We start from the raw sequence: 18,743 nt of genomic DNA on the forward strand, positions 1-18,743 counted from the left end.
CTCACCGTTCGTCGTTGTCGCTGCCGCCCGAAGCGGCGTCTTCGAGTTCGCGCAGGATGTACTCCTCGACCAGATCGGCGAGGGTGGAGACCGTGTGCGCGGTCATGACGTCCCGCGGGGTCAGATCGAGGCCGAACGCCTCACCAGCCCGGGAGGCGATCAGCAGGCTGCGGACGGAGTCGCCGCCCAGGGCGAAGAAGTCGTCCTCGGCGCCGACCGGTTCCACCCCCAGCACCTCGGCCCAGATCTCCGCGATGACCTCCTCGGTGGGGGTCCGCGGCTCCACATGACCGGCGGCCGGTGCCGCGGTGGCGGGGCCGGGCGCCGGCAGCGCCGCGCGGTCCGTCTTGCCGTTCTCGGTGAGCGGCAGCCGGTCCAGGACGGCGAACGCCGACGGCACCATGTAGCCGGGCAGGGTACGGCCCAGCTCGGCGCGCAGCTCGGCGTCGGCCGGGGCGGCAGCACCGGGGGCGGGCACGAGGTGCGCCACCAGCCTGCGGACGCCGGGCTCGTCCTCCCGGACCGTCACCACGGCCTCCGCGACCGCGGGGTGGCCGACCAGGGCGGTCTCCACCTCACCGGCCTCGATGCGATAGCCGTGCAGTTTGATCTGGTGGTCGGTGCGGCCCATGTGGTGGATGCGGCCATCGGCGTCGTAGCGGGCCAGGTCGCCCGTGCGGTACATCCGCGATCCGGCGGGCCCGAAGGGGTCGGCGAGGAAGCGGGACGCGGTCAGCCCGGGGCGGTTCAGATAGCCGCGGGCCAGCGACGGGCCGCTGATCCACAGCTCGCCCGGCACCCCCGGGGGCACCGGGCGCAGCCGCGCGTCGAGCAGATAGGCCCGGGTGTTGGGGACCGGCCGCCCGATGGGCGGCGGGGCGCCGTCCGCGACGAGCGGATCGGACCAGGTGGCGACCACGGTGGTCTCGGTGGGTCCGTACGAGTTGATCATGCGGTGGTACGGGGCCCACCGGTTCGTCAGCTCCGTACCGCAGGCGTCGCCGCCGACGATCAGCGTGCGCAGCTCGGGCAGCTCCTTCTCGGTTCCGTCGGGCAGCGTGGCCAGCGCGGCGGGCGGGATGAGGGTGTGGGTGACGCGCCGCTCGCGCAGCACCCGCGCCAGGTGCTCGCCCAGCAGCGGCCCGGGCTCCGGCACCACGAGCGCGGCCCCGTGGGGCAGCGCCATGCACAGCTCCAGGACGGAGGCGTCGAAGCTGGGCGAGGCGAACTGGAGGACGCGGTCGCCCTCCCGTACCTCGTAGTGCTCGGCCTCGGCGGCGGCGAAGTTGCCGATCCCGCGGTGGGTGACGACCACGCCCTTGGGGGTGCCGGTGGAGCCGGACGTGTAGATCACATAGGCCGGGTCGTCCACGTCCACCGGCCGCGGCCGGTCCCGGTCGGTGGGCCGGTGCGCCGCGCCCTCGGTCCCGTCGAGACCGTCGAGGCTTTCCAGAGTGACGTGCGGGGCGGCGTCCTCCAGCATCAGGGCGACGCGCTCGGCGGGATAGCCGGGGTCGACGGGCAGATAGGCGCCGCCCGCCTTGGCCACCGCGAGCTGGGCCACGACGATCTCCACCGACCGCGGCAGCACCAGGGCGACGATCCGCCCGGGGCCCACGCCCCGGCCGATGAGCCGGTGGGCGAGGCGGTTGGCCCGGGCGTCCAGCTCCGCGTACGACAGCTCGACGCCGGGCGCGAGGACCGCGGGCGCGTCGGGGTGACGGTCCGCGGCGGCCTCGAAGAGGTCCGCCAGGGTGGTCCGCGCGGCCGGGCGGGCGGTGTCGTTCCACTCCACCAGGAGCCGCTTGCGCATCGCGTCCGGCAGCGTGTCGATCCGGTCCAGCGGCTGATCGTCGGGTGCCGCGGCGAGGGCGCCGAGGACGTGCGTCAGCTGGGCGGCCAGATCGTGTGCGGTGGCCTCCTCGAAGAGCCGGGGGTCGTAGCCGAGTTCGACGGACAGCTCGGAACCGGGCGAGACGACCACGGTGAGCGCGTAGTTGGTGGACTCCAGGGCCTGGAGTTCGCGCACCCGCAGCCCGTGTTCGGCGGCGGCCGAGCTGTTGATCGGGTAGTTCTCGAACACCACCAGGCTCTCGAAGAGGTTCGTGCCGCCCGGCAGCTCGCTCCAGCCCTGGATCTGGGCGAGCGGGACATGGCCGTAGCCGCGCGCGTCCGCCTGGTCGGCCTGGAGCCCGCGCAGCCACGGGACGGCGGCGGTGCCCTCCTCCACTCCGAGCCGCACCGGAAGGGTGTTGATGAAGATGCCGGTGATGCTGTCGGCGCCGGGCAGTTCGGTCGGCCGTCCCGAGACGGTCGCCCCGAAGCAGACGTCCGGCTCTCCGCTCAAGCGAGATACGAGCAATCCCCAAGCGCCCTGGACGATCGTATTGAGAGTGAGCCGGTGCCGCCGGGCGAAGTCCTCCAGGGCTGCGGTCTCCTGCTCACCGAGCCGGTGCGAGAGCCACTGCGAGGAGCGGGTGGGGGCCTCCGCCGTCGGCTTGCGGTCGTAGGGGAGGGCAGTGGGTGCGGTGAATCCGGACAGTGCCTTGCGCCAGTGAGCCTCGGCCTGTGCGCGGTCCTGCCGTCCGAGCCAGGCGACATAGTCGGCGAACGGCCTGCGGGCCGGGAGCCGCGGCTGTTCGCCCGCGGCCAGGGCGGCATGGGCCGCGAAGACGTCCGTCAGCACCTGGAAGACGCTCCAGCCGTCGAGCAGCACATGGTGGAACGTCCACAGCACCTGCACCTCGGTCGGGGAGAGCCGGGCCAGGGTGACGCGCAGCAGCGGCGCCGCGGTGAGGTCGAGCCCGCGGGCGCGGTCCTGGTCGAGCAGTCGCTCCAGCGCGGCCGGGCGCTCGTCCTCCGTGAGACCGCTCCAGTCCAGCTCCTCGACCGGTACGGCCGCGTTGCGGCGCACGATCTGGAGGGGTTCGGGCACCTCCTGCACGACCACCTCGCTGCGCAGCACCGGGGTGCGGTCGACCACGTGCTGCCAGGCGGCGGCGAGGACCCGGGAGTCCCGGACCCCGTCCAGGACGAAGGTCGCCTGCTCCACATAGAGCCCCTGGCCGCGCTGCGCAAGCCCGTGGAAGACCAGCCCGTTCTGGGTGGGCGTCAGCGGATAGATGTCGGCCACGTCCCGGCCGTCGCCCGCCAGCCGGTCGACGGTCTCCTGGTCCAGCCCGGCCAGCGGGAAGTCCGAGGGCGTGCGTCCGCCCGCCCCGGCATCCGTGCACAGCCGCATGATCGCGCGCAGCTCCTCCAGGGTCTCCTCGGCGAGCCGCAGCACCGTTTCGCGGTGGTGCCGGTCACGGGAGTAGGACCAGGTGAGTTCCAGCTTCCTGCGCTCCACCCGGCCGACCACGTCCAGCAGATGCGGCCGGGGCGCCTCCGGGCTCATGTCGCCCTCCAGGCCGCTGCGCAGCGAGTGCAGCAGACCGCCGTCGGGCAGGTCCCAGTCGAGCTGGCCGAGGTAGTTGAAGCTGATCTGCGGGTCCTCGGCGAGGTCCGGGGCGGCCGCCCCGGACAGATGGCGCAGCGCCCCGTAGGACAGCCCGTTCGCGGGGATCGCCCGCAGCCGCTCCTTGACGCTCTTCAGCGCCTCCCCGAGCCCGTCCGGCCCGGTGGCGGCGGAGCCGTCGAGGGCGACGGGGTACATGGTGGTGAACCAGCCGACCGTACGGGACAGATCGGTGCCCTCGAAGATCTCCTCGCGGCCGTGGCCCTCCAGCGCGACGAGCACCCGGTCCCGGCCGGTCCAGCGGCCCAGCACCCGGCCCAGCGCGCACAGCAGGACGTCGTTGATCCGGGTCAGATAGGCGCCCGGCACGTCCTGGAGCAGGACCCGGGTCTCCTCGGTGTCGAGCCGGACCGTGACCGACTCCTCGCTGGCGGCGGTGTTGGGCCCCTCGGCGTCCGTGGGGAGATCGGCGCGGGCGTGCTCGGCGGTCCAGTGGCCGCGTTCGGTGTCGAAGCCCCCGGCGACGGTGTGTTCGCTCAGGCGCCGCGACCACGCGCGGAACGAGGTGGTCTTCCGGCCGAGGCTCGCGGGCCGCCCGGCGGTGAGCAGCCGGTAGGCGGTGTCCAGATCCTCCAGCAGGATGCGCCAGGAGACGGCGTCCACCACCAGATGGTGGGCGATCAGGCTGAGGACCGGGCGCTCCCCTTCGCCCGTCATGAACAGCGCGGCCTTGAACAACGGCCCCCGGTCCAGCTGGAATCCGGCCCGTATCCGCAAGGCCGTCTCCCGCATCGCCGCCTCCCGCAGGGCGGGTTCGGTGGCGGACAGGTCGTGGACATCGAGTATCGGCGCCGAGCCGCCCGGCGGGACGCTGTGCTGGTGCCAGTTGCCGTTCCCGGTGGGTTCGTAGCGCAGCCGCAGCGCGTCGTGGTGGTCGAGCAGCGTGTCCAGCGCGGCGCGCAGCGCGGCCTCGTCCACCGGCCCGGTCAGCTCGGCGGACACCGACTGGGTGAAGTGTCCCGGGCTGTCCGGCAGGGTGTCGAACAGCCAGTGCTGGACGGGGGTGAGCGGCACCTCGCCGACGACCGGCCCCTGTTCGGCCGCGACCGCCGTGGCCGGGACGTCCTGCGCGGCGGCGGCCAGGTCCGCGACGGTCTGGTGGACGAACAGATGGCGCGGCGTCAGCTCGATGCCCGCCCGGCGGGCCGAGGACACGATCTGGATGCTGAGGATCGAGTCACCGCCGAGGGTGAAGTAGTTGTCTTCGACGCCGACCCGCTCCACCCCCAGGACCTCGGCCCAGATCCCGGCGAGCGCCTTCTCGGTCTCCGTACGGGGCGCCACATGCCCGGCGGCGGGGGCGGCCCAGTCCGGAGTGGGCAGCGCCCGCCGGTCGAGCTTGCCGCTGGTGCCCAGCGGCAGCCGCTCCAGGGTGACGACGGCCGCGGGCACCATGTGGTCCGGCAGGCTCGTGGCGAGGAACGCGCGCATCGCGGCGGACTCGACCGCGGCGGCCCCGGCGGCCGGGACGACATAACCGACCAGCCGCTTGTGGCCGTCGGTCTCGATGACGGCCGCGGCCGCCTCGGCGACCTCGGGGTGGCGCGCCAGCGCGGCCTCGACCTCGCCCAGTTCGATGCGGAATCCGCGCACCTTGACCTGGTCGTCGGTCCTGCCCAGGTACTCCAGCTGGCCGTCCGCGTCCCAGCGCACCAGGTCGCCGGTGCGGTACATGCGGCTGCCCGCGGGGCCGAAGGGGTCGGCCGTGAAGCGGTCAGCGGTCAGCCCGGGGCGGCCGAAGTAGCCGCGGGCCAGGCCGGGACCGGCCAGATACAGCTCGCCCGGCACCCCGACGGGCACCGGCCGCAGCCGTGCGTCCAGCGCGTAGGCCCGGGTGGCGGCGACCGGCGAGCCGATCGGCGGGGTCCGGCCGGGGTCGGCCGGGTCGCAGGTCCAGGCGGTGGCGTAGACGGTGGCCTCGGTGGGGCCGTAGATGTTGGCCACCCGGCAGCCCGGGATGGCGTTGCGGACCTCCTGCACCGTACGGGCCGCAAGACCCTCGCCCGCCAGCACCACGGCATCGGCGGTGACGGAGACGCCGCCCTTGCCGAGCACCTGGCCGAGGGCCGAGGGCACGGCGCTGATCAGGGACGCGGTCCACGGCTCCGGCCGTTCGGCCAGCGCGAGCAGGTCACGAACGATCTCCAGCGAACCGCCCGTCAGCAGCGGGCAGATGATCTCGAAGACGGAGACGTCGAAGTTGAGCGAGGTGGACGCCACCACATGGGACAGCCCCGCCGCGCCGAACTCCTCCGCCGCCCAGGCGGCCAGCGCGGCGACACCCTGGTGGGTGGCCACGACGCCCTTGGGCGTACCGGTCGATCCGGAGGTGTGGATGACATACGCCGGATGGCCGGGCTCCAGCGGCGCGGTGCGCTCGGCGTCGCCGACGTCATGGGCGGCCTGTGCGGCGAGCGCCCGCCCGGTCTCCGCGTCGTCCAGCAGGATGCGGTGGCCAGGACCGTCGGGAATCCGGGAGGCCGTTTCCTGGGTGGTCAGGACGATGTCCGGGGCGATGTCGCCGATCATGAACGCGATGCGCTCCGCCGGGTAGGCGGGGTCGACCGGCAGATATCCGGCGCCGCTCTTGAGCACCGCCAGCAGCGCCACCACCAGCTCCGGGGTCCGCGGCAGCGAGAGCGCCACGAAGCGTTCCGGACCGGCGCCCGCACCGATCAGCAGCCGGGCGAGCCGGTTGGCGCGCTCGTTCAGCTCCCGGTAGGTCAGCTGGCCGTCCGCGCCGCGCACGGCCACCGCCTCCGGCGTACGGGCCGCCTGCGCCGCGAACAGCTCCGGCAGCACCGCGCCCGGCGCCGGGGAGACGCGACCGCTGAACGTGTCGAGGATCCGGCGGGTCTCCGCCGCGCCGATCAGCGGCAGCTCCTCCAGCCGGCGTTCCGGATCGGCCGCCATCTGGGCCAGCAGCCCGTGCAGGCAGCCGCCCAGCCGCTCGACCGTCGCCGCGTCGAAGGCGGCGGGGTCGTAGTCCAGCGAGATCGACAGCCGCTCCTCGGGCGCCACGACGACGCTCAGCGCGTAGTTCGTGGGTTCGAGGTCCCGTTCCTGGTGGATGCGGAGGCCGTGGGCCGCGATGGCCTCGCTGTCGAAGGGGTAGTTCTCGAACACCACGATGCTGTCGAAGAGACCGACGCCGCCGGGCACCTCGCTCCAGCTCTGGAGCTGTGCCAGGGACACGAACTCGAAGCGCCGGGACTCCGACTGCGCCGTCTGGAGCTCCCGCAGCCAGCTCATCAGCGGGCTCCGGCCGTCCACCCGGACCCGGGTGGGGATGGTGTTGATGAACACCCCGACCATCGCCTCGACCCCCGGCAGCGCGGCGGGGCGGCCGGAGACGGTGGTCCCGAACGCCACGTCGTCCGTCCCGCTGTAGCGGGACAGCAGCAGCCCCCAGGCGCCCTGCACCACCGTGTTCATCGTCAGCCCGTTGCGCTGGGCGACCTCACGGAGCCGGGCGGACTCCTCCGCGCCGAGGGTGACCCGGTGCGAGCCGGAGGACGCCGTGCGGTGCGCCTCGGCCGCCGGCCGGTCGCGGGGCAGCTCGGTCGGGGCGGTGAAGCCCGCCAGCGCGCCGCGCCAGAACCGCTCGGCCTCGGCCGTGTCCTGCTCACCCAGCCAGCCCAGGTACTCCCGGAAGGGCCGCCGGGTGGGTACGACCGCACCGCGCCCGGTGGTGAGCGCCGCGTACCGCTCGCACACCTCGTCGAAGACCTGCGCCGCGCTCCAGCCGTCGAGCAGCACATGGTGGAACGTCCAGACCAGCCGCACCTCGTCGGCCGACAGCTTGATCAGGGCCAGCCGGGTCAGCGGCGCGCTGCCGAGGTCGATCCCCTCGGCCCGGTCGTCGGCGAGCAGCCTGCTCAGCTCGGCCTCGCGCCACGCCTCGGAGCGTCCGGTCCAGTCGTGGTGGGCGATGCGCAGGGTGGCCCGCCGCCGTACGACCTGAAGGGGCTCCGGGGTGTCCGCCCAGGCCAGGTGGGTGCGCAGGATCGGGTTGGCGTCGGTGGTCCGCTGCCATGCCGTGGCCAGCGCGCCGGGGTCCGTGATCCCGGTCAGCCGCAGCTGCACCTGGTTGAAGTAGGCGTCGGACGCCGGGTCCACCAGGCTGTGGAACAGCATTCCGGCCTGCATCGGGGTCAGCGGGTAGAGGTCCTCCACCGACCGCCCGTCGGCGGCGACCCGGTCCACCGCGGCCTGGTCCAGCCGGGCCAGCGGGAAGTCCGACGGGGTGCGGCCGCCCGCGGCCGGGTCGGCGCAGTGGGCGACGATGTCCTCCAGCGCGCGGAGCATGTCCCCGGCCAGCCGGGACACCGTCTCCTCGGAGTGCGTCCCGGAGCCGTAGTACCAGGTGATCTCCAGGCGGCGCCGCTCGACCCGGCCCACGATGTCCAGGAGATGCGCCCGCGGCGTCTCCGGCGCGGCGTCACCGCCCAGGCCGCCCCGTACGGAGCGGACCAGGGCGTCGCCGGTGGTCCCGGCCGGGTCCGACCAGCCGAACTGGCCGAGGTAGTTGAAGCTGATCCGGGGCTCCGCCGCCTCCGCGAGCGGCGCGTCCGGGGCCAGATGGCGCAGCGCCCCGTAGCCGATGCCCTGCGCGGGCACCGCCCGCAGCTGCTCCTTGACGGACTTGAGCGTCTCGCCCCAGCCGCCGCCCGGGCCGTCGGGGATGTCCAGGGCGACCGGGAACATGGTGGTGAACCAGCCGACGGTGCGGGACAGATCCACGCCGTCCAGCAGGTGTTCCTCGCGGCCGTGCCCCTCCAGGTCGACGGCGACCCGACGCCGCCCGGTCCACTCGGCCAGTACTCGGCCCAGCGCCGAGAGCAGCACGTCGTCCACGCGGGTGCGGTAGACCTCGGGCACCCGCTGGAGCAGGGCGGTGGTCCGCTCCCGGTCCAGAGCCACGGTCACCGACTTCATGGCCGCGACGGTGTTGCCGCCCTCGCCGTCGGTCGGAATCCCGGTCGCGCAGTCCTCGGACACCGCCGTCCAGTGCGGGAGTTCGGCGTCGAAGCCGCCCGCCGCGGTGTGCTCGGCGAGCCGCCGGGACCAGTCGCGCAACGACGTGGTGCGCGCGCCGAGGTCGGCCGGAGCGCCGTCCAGCGCCTGGCGGTACGCGGTCTCCAGGTCCTCCAGCAGCACCCGCCAGGAGACGCCGTCGACCACCAGGTGGTGCACGGTCAGGAAGAGCGACGGCGGCAGTCCGGGGCCGGGGCGCAGCAGCCGGGCGGCCAGCAGCGGCCCGGTGTCCAGCGCGAACCCGGCGTTGGCCTCGGCCATGGCCGCCTCCTCGGCGGCCCGCCGCTCCTCCTCCCCGAGCCCCGACAGGTCCACCTCGCGCAGCGGGTCCTGGCCGTCGCCGTCGTCCGGCGCCGGGCAGTACTGCCGTACGGTGCCGTCCGCCCGGCGCTCGTAGCGCATCCGCAGCGCGTCATGGTGGACCAGCAGCGCCCGCAGCGCCTGACGCAGCGCCCGGGGGTCGGGGTCCTGGTCGAGTTCGACCAGGACGGACTGGTTGAAGTACTCGGGCCGGGGGCTGTCCGTGCCGAGGAACCAGTGCTGGATCGGGGTCAGCGGCAGCTCGCCGCTCACCGGGCCGGTGTCGGCGGCGGGCCGGGCGGCGGCCGTGGCGACGGTGGCGAGCGAGGCGATGGTGGGGTGCCGGAACAGCTCTCTGGGCGTCACCGTCAGGCCCGCCTGCCGGGCGCGCGAGGCGACCTGGATGCTGAGGATGGAGTCGCCGCCGAGCATGAAGAAGTTGTCCTCGACGCCGATGCGCTCCCGGCCCAGCAGCGGGCCCATGATCTCCGCCAGGATCCGTTCGGCGTCGGTGCGGGGCGCCACGTACTCCGCGCCCGCCGTGGCGGCCGCCCAGTCGGGCGCGGGCAGCCGTCGGCGGTCCACCTTGTCGTTGGCGGTGAGCGGCAGTTCGTCCAGGGTGATGAAGACCGCGGGCACCATGTAGTCGGGCAGCGCCCGGCCCACCAGGGAGCGCAGCTCCTCGGGCTCGGGGGCGGCGGCGCCGCGCACCGGGACCAGATAGGCGGCCAGGAGCTTCCGGTCCCCGTCCCGCGCGAGCGCCACGACCGCCTCGGCGACGGCCGGGTGGCGGGTGAGCGCGGCCTCGATCTCGCCCGGTTCGATGCGGAAGCCGCGCAGCTTCATCTGGTCGTCCGAGCGGCCCACGAAGGCGAGTTCGCCGTCGGCGGTCCAGGACACCAGGTCCCCGGTGCGGTACATCCGGGAGCCGGGCGGCCCGAACGGGTCGGCCACATAAGCCTCGGCGGTCGGTCCGGGCCGGTCGCGGTAGCCACGGGCGAGCCCGGCGCCCGCGATGTACAACTCGCCGGGGATGCCCGGCGGTTGCGGCTGGAGGGCGCCGTCCAGGACGTACACGCGGGTGTTGTCCAGCGGCCGCCCGATGGGCAGCGTCCCGGGCAGCTCCTCACCGGCGCGGAAGGGGCGCCGGGTGGCGAAGGTCGTGGTCTCGGTGGGTCCGTAGCCGTCGACCACCGTCAGCTCCGGGCAGGCGTCGAGCACCCGGCGCACCGCCGTCGGCGGCACGGCCTCGCCGCCGGTCCACACCTCCCGGGCGCCGCGCAGGCAGTCCGGCGCCTCCTGCGCCAGCAGCCGGAACAGCCCGGCGGTCAGCCACAGGCAGCTCACCCCGTGAGCGGTGATCGCGTGGCGTACGGCGTCCGCGTCCACGTCGCCCACCGGCGCCAGGACGGCCGTACCGCCGCGCAGCAGCGGCACCCACACCTCGTAGGTGGAGGCGTCGAACGCCTGCGGGGAGTGCACGAGCACCCGGCCGTGGCCCGCGAAGGAGCGGTCATGGGCGAGGGCGGTCACATCGCGGTGCCGGACCGCGACGCCCTTGGGCCGCCCGGTGGAGCCCGACGTGAACATCAGATACGCGGTGTTGTCGCCGAACACCTCCACCGCCGGCGGCCCGGAAGGACCGTCGCCGCCCTCGGCACCGGGCGCCACCAGCAGCGTCCGCCCCGCGTGCCCGAGGTCCGCCGCGGTCCGCTCCCAGGCGCGGTCGGTCAGCAGCACGTCCGCCGTCGCCTCGGCCAGCACCACCCGCAGCCGGTCCCCGGGCGCGCGGGTGTCCAGCGGTACGTACACCCCGCCCGCCTTGACGATCGCCAGCTGGGCCACCACCAGCTCCACGGACCGGTCCATCAGCACGGCCACCGGCCGCTCCGGACCGACCCCGAGCCCGGTGAGCCGGTGGGCAAGGCGGTTGGCGCGCGCGTCCAGCTCGCGATAGCTCACCGCGCCGCCGTCGCCGTCCAGCGCGGGCGCGTCCGGCGTGCGCCGCACCTGCGCGGCGAACAGCTCGGCCACCGAACCCTCGGGCAGCGGGGCCGTGGTGGCGTTCCACTCCCGCAGCACCTGGTCGCGCCGGTCGTCGCTGAGCACCGGCAGGCGCGCGGGCGCCCGGTCCCGGCCGGTGGACATGTGCGTCAGCAGCACCGACAGGTACTCGGCCATGCGCTCGACCGTCGCCGCGTCGAACAGGGCCGGGTCGTAGCCGAGCCGCAGCGCCATCTCCTCGCCCGGGTAGACCACCAGGCTCAGCGGGTAGTTCGTCGTCTCGACGCCCTGGAGGTCCCGCAGGGCCAGCCCGTGCGCGGCGGCGAGGTCCCCGCCGACGGGGTAGTTCTCGAAGACCACGATGCTGTCGAAGAGGTTCACCCGCTCCTCGAGCCGGGTCATGGACCGCAGCCGGGTCAGCGGTACGAAGTCGAACCGCCGGTCCTCGGTCTGCCGCTCCTGCACCTCCCGCAGCCACGACAGCAGGGTGCCGCCGGTGGGCACCGGCAGCCGGGTCGGCACGGTGGTGATGAACAGGCCGGTCATGGCCAGGGCGCCCGGCAGCTCCGGCGGACGGCCCGAGACCGTGGTCCCGAACACGACGTCCGTGCGCCCGGTGTACCGGGACAGCAGCAGCGTCCAGGCGCCCTGGAGCAGGGTGTTCATGGTGAGGCCCGCGCCCCGGGCCAGCTCCGCCAGCCGCTGGGACGCTTCCGCGGGCAGCGTGACCCGCACCTCGCCGGTGGACTCCGCGTGATGGGCCTCGGTGGGTTCCCGGTCGAACGGCAGCGGGGTGGGCTCCGCCACGTCGCCGAGCCGGGACCGCCAGTGCTCCTCGGCCTCCGCCCAGTCGCGGTCCCGCAGCCAGGCCACGTAATCGCGGAACGGGCGGCGGCTGGGCAGCGCGGCCCTGGCCCCGGCCGCATGGCAGGCGAAGACGTCGGACAGCACCTGGAACAGGCTCCAGCCGTCCAGGATCAGATGGTGGAACGTCCACACCACCTGGACCTCGGTGTCGGACAGCCGGGCCAGCGCCAGCCGCATCAGCGGCGCGGCGGCCAGGTCCAGACCCCGCTCCCGGTCCTCCGCGAGGAACCGCCGCGACGCCTCGTCGCGCTCAGCGGCGGACAGCCCGCGCCAGTCGAGATGGGTCACCGGCACCCGGACCCCGCGCTCCACCACCTGGAGCGGTTCGGGCACCCGGTCCCACGCGGCACGGCTGCGCAGCACCTGGGTACGGTCGGTGACCCGCTGCCAGGCCGCGGCCAGCGCGTGCGGGTCCGACACCCCGTCGAGGACGAAGGTGAGCTGCTGGAAGTAGGCGCGCCGGTCGTCCTGGGACAGCCCGTGGAACAGCATGCCCGCCTGGGTGGGGGTCAGCGGGTAGACGTCCTCCACCCCGCTGCCGTCGCCCACCAGCCCGTCCACCGTGGCCTGGTCGAGAGAGACGAGCGGGAAGTCGGACGGGGTGCGGCCGCCGGCGCCGGGCGCTGCGGCGTGCCGGGCGATGGCGCGCAGCGCCCGCAGGAACTCCCCGGCCAGCCGCTCGACGGTCTCCTCGCGGTGCAGGTTCGCGGAGTAGAACCAGGTGAACGCGAGCCGCTGGTCCTCGACCCGGCCGACCACCTCCAGCGGATGCGGCCGCAGGCCCTCCGGATCGGCGTCCAGGGCGAGTTCGCGGTGGAGGCCGCGGAACAGCCCGTCGCCGTCGCCGGGCAGCTCGAACTGGCCCAGGTAGTTGAAGCTGATCCCGGCCGTGGGACCGGCCGGAAGGCCCTCGGGGCGGGCCAGATGGCGCAGCGCCCCGTAGCCCAGGCCCCGCTGCGGCACGGCCCGCAGCTGCTCCTTGACGGACTTGAGGACGTCACCCCAGCCGTCCCCGGGCAGGGCGCCCAGGTCGAGCGCCACCGGGAAGCGGGTGGTGAACCAGCCGACCGTACGGGACAGATCCACGCCCTCGAAGATCTCCTCGCGCCCGTGGCCCTCCAGGTCCACCGGCACCCGGGAGCGCCCGGTCCACTGGCCGAGCACCCGGGCCAGCGCGCTCAGCAGCACGTCGTTGACCTGCGTCCGGTAGACCTCGGGCAGCGTCTGGAGCAGCGCGGTGGTCTCGTCCCGGTCGAGGGTGAGGGTGACCGACCGGGCGGAGGCATAGGTGTTCGCGCCGTCGTGGTCCACCGGCAGCGACGGATCGCAGGTCTCGGCCAGTTCGGTCCAGTACCCGGCTTCGGGGTCGAACCCCCCGGTCTGGGCGTGGTCGTTCAGCCGCCGGGCCCACCGGCGCAGCGGGGACGACGCGGCGGGCAGCGCTAGGCCGCGGTACGCACTGTCCAGGTCCTCCAGCAGGATGCGCCAGGAGACCCCGTCCACCACGGCGTGGTGCACGGTGAGATGGAGCACCGGCCGCCCCCCGTCCCCGGCGCCCTCCTCCAGCACCGCGCGCAGCATCGGCCCGTCCGTCAGGTCGAAGGCGCCGAGGTGGGGTTCGCCGCCGCCGGTGTGGCGGCGCAGCGGATCGGCCGTCCCGCCGTCGTCGATCCGCTGGTACCGGCCGCCGTCCTCGTGGGGGAAGCGGGAGCGCAGGGCGTCGTGGTGGTTCACGACGGCCTCCAGCGCGCCGCGCAGCGCGGCCTCGTCCACGTCCTCGGGCAGGACGAGGGAGAGCGTCTGGTTGAAGTGCCCGGCCCGCTCGGGGTCGTGCTCGAACAGCCAGTGCTGGATGGGCGTCAGCGGCAGATCCCCGGTGGCCGCTTCCGCGTCCGTGCCGGGCTCGGCCGCGGCGGTGAGGGCCGTGGCGTCCAGGTGCAGGGCGAGGGCGGCGATCGTCTGGTGGCGGTAGACATCGCGGGAGGTGACGGAGAGCCCGGCCTGCCGCGCCTGGGAGACGACCTGGATGCTGAGGATGGAGTCGCCGCCGAGCGAGAAGAAGTTGTCCTCGACGCCGATGCGTTCCACATGGAGGATGCGGGCCCAGACCGTGGCCAGCGTCCGCTCGGTCGCGGTGCGCGGCGCCACATAGCCCGGCGCCGCCGCCTCGGACCAGTCCGGGTCGGGGAGGCGGCCGCGGTCCAGCTTGCCGTTGGGGTTGAGCGGCATCCGCTCCATGACCAGGACGGTGGCGGGCACCATGTAGTCGGGCAGGCTGCCCTGGAGGAACGTGCGCAGCATGGCCGGGTCAGGGGTGGCGCCCGGCGCGGGCACGGCGTAGGCGATGAGCCGCTTGTGGCCGCCCGTCTCCTTCGCGACGGCTGCGGCCTCGGCGACGTCGGGGTGGCGCAGCAGCGCCGTCTCGACCTCGCCGAGTTCGATGCGGAAGCCGCGGATCTTCACCTGGTCGTCGGCCCGGCCCATGTACTCCAGCTGGCCGTCGCTGCCCCAGCGCACCAGGTCGCCGGTGCGGTACATCCGGCTGCCCGGGGTGCCGAAGGGGTCGGCGAGAAAGCGGTCGGCGGTCAGTCCGGCACGGTTGAGATAGCCCCGGGCCAGGCCCCGGCCGCCGAGATACAGCTCGCCCGTCACCCCGGGCGGCACCAGCCGCAGCGTCGGGTCCAGGACATAGGCGCGGGTGTCGGCGACGGGCCGCCCGATCGGTGGCGCCTTCTGGGGGGTTCCGCCCGACGAGAACCAGGCGGTGGCGTACACGGTGGCCTCGGTCGGCCCGTACATGTTGGCGATGCGGCAGGAGGGCAGCGTCGCCCGGATGTCCCGCACGACCTGCGCGGGCAGGGCCTCGCCCGCCAGGACGACGGTCCCGGCGTCGATGCGTCCGGCCTCGATGTATCCGGCGTCGGTCTGCCCGGCGTCCCCGCTCAGCAGCCGGGCGAACACCGACGGGACGCCGCTGATCAGCCCGGTCGCGCGCGGCCGGTTCGCGGGGTCGGCGAGGGCCAGCAGATCCTGGACGACCTCGATGCTGCCCCCGGCCAGCAGCGGGCACAGGATCTCGAACACGGACACGTCGAAGTTGAGCGAGGTCGAGGCCACGACCCCGGTCAGCCGCTCCCGGCCCAGCTCGGCCCCGGCCCAGGCGGCCAGGGTCGCCACGCTCTGATGGGTCACCACCACGCCCTTGGGCCTGCCGGTGGACCCGGAGGTGTAGATGACGTACGCGGGATGGGCCGGGTCCAGCGGGGCCGTGCGCTCGGCGTCGCCGAGGTCGCCGTCCGCCCGCCGCGCCAGCTCGGCGCGGACCGCTTCGTCGTCCAGCACCAGGGGTTCGGCACCGGCGGGCAGGCAGCCCGCGGTGTCACCGGTGGCGAGGATGGTCGAGGGCGCGGCGTCGTCCAGCATGAACGCGATGCGTTCGGCCGGGTATCCGGGGTCCACCGGCAGATATCCGGCGCCCGCCTTGAGCACCGCCAGCAGGACGACGACGAGGTCGGCCGAGCGCGGCAGCGCCAGCGCCACCAGCCGCTCGGGGCCGACGCCCCGGTCGATCAGCAACCGGGCGAGCCGGTTGGCGCGCCGGTTCACCTCGTCGTAGGTGAGCCGGGTATCCCCGCAGGTCACGGCGGTGGCCCGGGGCCGCGACGCGGCCTGCGCCGCGAAGAGTTCGGGCAGCGTGGCCCGGGCGGCGGCCCCGCCGGTGTCCTTCTCGGTCCCGCCCGCCGAGATGCCGTTCCAGGAGTCGAGCAGCTTGTGCCACTCGGCGTCGCTCAGCATCTGGAGCTCGATCAGGGAGCTGCGGGGGTCGGCCACCATCCGGGTCAGCAGCCGGTGCAGATGCCCGGCCATCTGTTCCATCGTCGGGGCGTCGAACAGATCGGAGTTGTACTCGACGGTCAGCCCCAGCGATCCGTCGTCCCGGGGCAGGAACTCCAGCACCAGATCGAACCGCGCGGCGGGGCGCGGCAAGGAGTGCTCGGCGATCGTCAGGCCCCCGGCCTCCCGGCCGGGCACCATGGCGCCCTGCTGGACGACCAGCGCCTGCACCAGCGGGTTGCGGCTGGCGTCGCGCTTGGGGGCCAGCTCCTCCACGACCCGCTCGAACGGCAGCCGGTCATGGCTGAAGGCGTCCAGCACCGTCTCGCGCATCGCGTCCACGAACTGCTCGACGCTGCTGTCCCCGTCGACGTCGGCGCGCAGCACCAGCGTGTTGACGAAGAACCCGGCGACCGACTCCAGCTCCTTGCGGTGGCGTCCGCTGGTGACGGTGCCGAACGCGACGTCCCGCTGGCCCGAGTAGCGCGAGAACAGGACCGCCACGGACGCCGCGAGCAGGGTGAACAGCGTGGTGTTCCGCTCCCGGCCGAGCCTGCCGAGCGCGGCCACCAGATCGGCGGGCAGCTCCCGCCGGTGCACCGCCCCGGCGGTGGTGCGCACCGGGGGGCGGGGGCGGTCGGTGGGCAGCTCCAGGGTCTGCATTCCGGTGAGCCGGTCCCGCCAGTACTTCAGGTCGGTGTCCTGCCCGGGCGGGGCGGGGCAGTTCCGCTCCCAGACGGCGAAGTCCGGGTACTGGAGCGCGGCTTCGGCGAGGTCCGGGGCGGTGCCGGTGACCTCCGCCGCGTACAGCGCGGTCAGTTCGCGGACCAGGATGCCGACCGACCAGCCGTCGGTGACGATGTGGTGCTGGGCCAGCAGCAGGACGTGGTCGTCGTCGGCGAGCCGGATGAGCAGCGCCCTGGTCAGCGGGCCCTCGGCGAGGTCGTAGGGCCGGTTCAGCTCGTCGGTCAGCAGCCGCTCGACGGCGGCGTCGCGCTCAGCGGCGGGCCGTCCGCCGAGGTCGGTGTGGTCCAGCGGTACGGTGCCGTGTTCGGAGATGAGCTGCACCCCGTGGCCGCCCACGGTGACGAACGTGGTGCGCAGCGCGTCGTGCCGGGCGGCCAGGGTGGCGAGCGCGCGGCGCAGGGCGCCGGTGTCGAGCGGGCCGCTCAGCCGCAGCCCGGCGCCGGTGTTGTACTCGGTGCCGCCGGAGGTCAGATCGTCCAGGAACCACAGCCGCCGCTGGGCCGCGGACAGCGGCAGCGGCCGGTCGCGCGGGGCGGGCGGAATCGGCGCCTCCGGCGCGTCGGCGGCCTCCTCCGGCAGCCGCGCGGCCAGCCGCGCCACGGTCCGGGCGTCGAGCAGCTCCCGCAGCGACAGTTCCACGCCCAGCTCCGCCCGGAGCCGGGACAGCAGCCGCACACCGAGGATGGAGTCGCCGCCGAGGCCCAGGAAGTCGTCCTCGACGCCCACGGCGTCCACCGGCAGCACCTCGGTCCACACCCGGGCCAGGGCGGTCTCGGCGGGGGTGCGCGGGGCGATGTGGCGGGAGTGCCCCTCCGCGGCGGGGGCCGGGGCGGGCAGCGCCTGCCGGTCGATCTTGCGGTGCGGGGTGAGGGGGAACGCGTCCAGCACGACGTACGCGGACGGCACCATGTGCGCGGGCAGCACCCGGGCCGCCGCGGCCCGCAGCTCAGCTGCCCGGGGCTTCGCCCCGCCCTCGGTCGGCACCACATAGCCGACCAGCCGCTTCAGCCCGGGCTCGTCCTCCCGCACGGTGACGACGGCGGCCAGGACGTCCGGGTGGCGGGCGAGCGCGGCCTCCACCTCGCCTAGTTCGATGCGGAAGCCGCGCACCTTGACCTGGTGGTCGGTCCGGCCGAGGAACTCCACCTCACCGTCGGCGTTCCAGCGGGCCAGGTCACCGGTGCGGTACATCCGGGCGCCGGGCGGCCCGAAGGGCACCGCGACGAAGCGCTCCGCGGTCAGCCCCGGGCGGTCGAGATAGCCCCTGGCCACTCCCGCGCCGCTGATGTACAGCTCCCCGACGGAGCCCACCGGCACCGGCCGCATCGCCTCGTCCAGCACGAACACCCGGGTGTTGGGCAGCGGACGGCCGATCGGCGGGTTGCCGGAGCCCGCCCGGAGGGCGTCAGTCCAGGTGGCCACGACGGTGGCCTCGGTCGGGCCGTAGGAGTTGACCATCCGTCGGCCCGGCGCCCACAGGTCCACCAGATCGGCGGGGCACGCCTCCGCTCCCACGATCAGCGTACGGAAATCGGGCAGGCCGTCCCGGACCTCCTCCGCGGGCACCGTCGCCAGCGCGGCCGGGGGGACCAGGGCGTGGGTCACCCGGTGTTCCCGCAGCACGGCGGGGAGTTCGGCGCCCAGCAGCGGACCCTCCGGGGGCACCACCAGCGCCGCCCCGGCGAGCAGGGACGAGCACAGCTCCAGTACGGAGGCGTCGAAGCTCGGCGACGAGAACATCAGCACCCGGTCGCCCGGCCGGACCTGGTAGTGGTCCGCGGTGGCGGCGGAGAAGTTGCCCAGCCCGGCGTGCGGCACCATCACACCCTTGGGCACACCGGTGGAGCCGGAGGTGTAGATGACGTACGCCGGATGCTCCGGCAGCAGCGGGACGAGCCGGTCCGCGTCCCCCGGCGTGTGCTCGGGGCCGGTCACGTCCCGGATCCGCGCCGGGTCGTCCAGCACCACCACCGGCCGGGCGTCGGCCAGCATCATGGCGCGGCGCTCCTCGGGGTGCGCCGGGTCGACGGGCAGGAACGCGGCCCCGGCCTTGGCCACCGCCAGCTCCGCCACCACCAGTTCGACGGAGCGCGGCAGGACGAGGGCCACCACGCGCTCGGGCCCCACACCGCGCCCGATGAGGTGGTGGGCCAGCCGGTTCGCCCAGGCGTCGACCTCACCGAACGACCAGGTGCGGCCCCCGGCCACCAGCGCCGCGGCCTTCGGGGTACGGCCCGCCCAGTGCGCGAACAGCTCACCCAGCGGGCTGCGGGAGGCGTCGCGGGACGTGGCGTTCCACGCGGCGGGCGGCAGGCCAGGGGCGTCCTCGGGTGCGGACGCCGAACCCGATGCGTTGTCGTACTGCTCCATCATGTCGGTGCGGCCCTTCAGAGCGGTTGAAAGGGGTGGAACTGTGGAGATGAGGCGCCGCGCGCGG

The 18,743-nt window shown here is 74.5% G+C and carries 1 protein-coding gene; it reads right to left on the reverse strand.

What is annotated here, in order from left to right:
- Position 1 precedes the first annotated feature (1 nt).
- A complete protein-coding gene (locus ACH4TL_RS18110; protein WP_398315143.1) occupies positions 2 to 18,679 on the reverse strand; it encodes a non-ribosomal peptide synthase/polyketide synthase in 18,678 nt (6,225 codons plus the stop codon).
- Positions 18,680 to 18,743 lie beyond the last annotated feature (64 nt).

Source organism: Streptomyces sp. NPDC021115, assembly GCF_044333065.1.
In the GTDB taxonomy this organism is placed as follows: Bacteria; Actinomycetota; Actinomycetes; order Streptomycetales; family Streptomycetaceae; genus Streptomyces.

What these genes read in the sequence shown, in the direction of transcription:
- ACH4TL_RS18110 (WP_398315143.1), bottom strand. Translation starts at nt 18,679, where the DNA reads ATGATGGAGCAGTACGACAACGCATCGGGTTCGGCGTCCGCACCCGAG.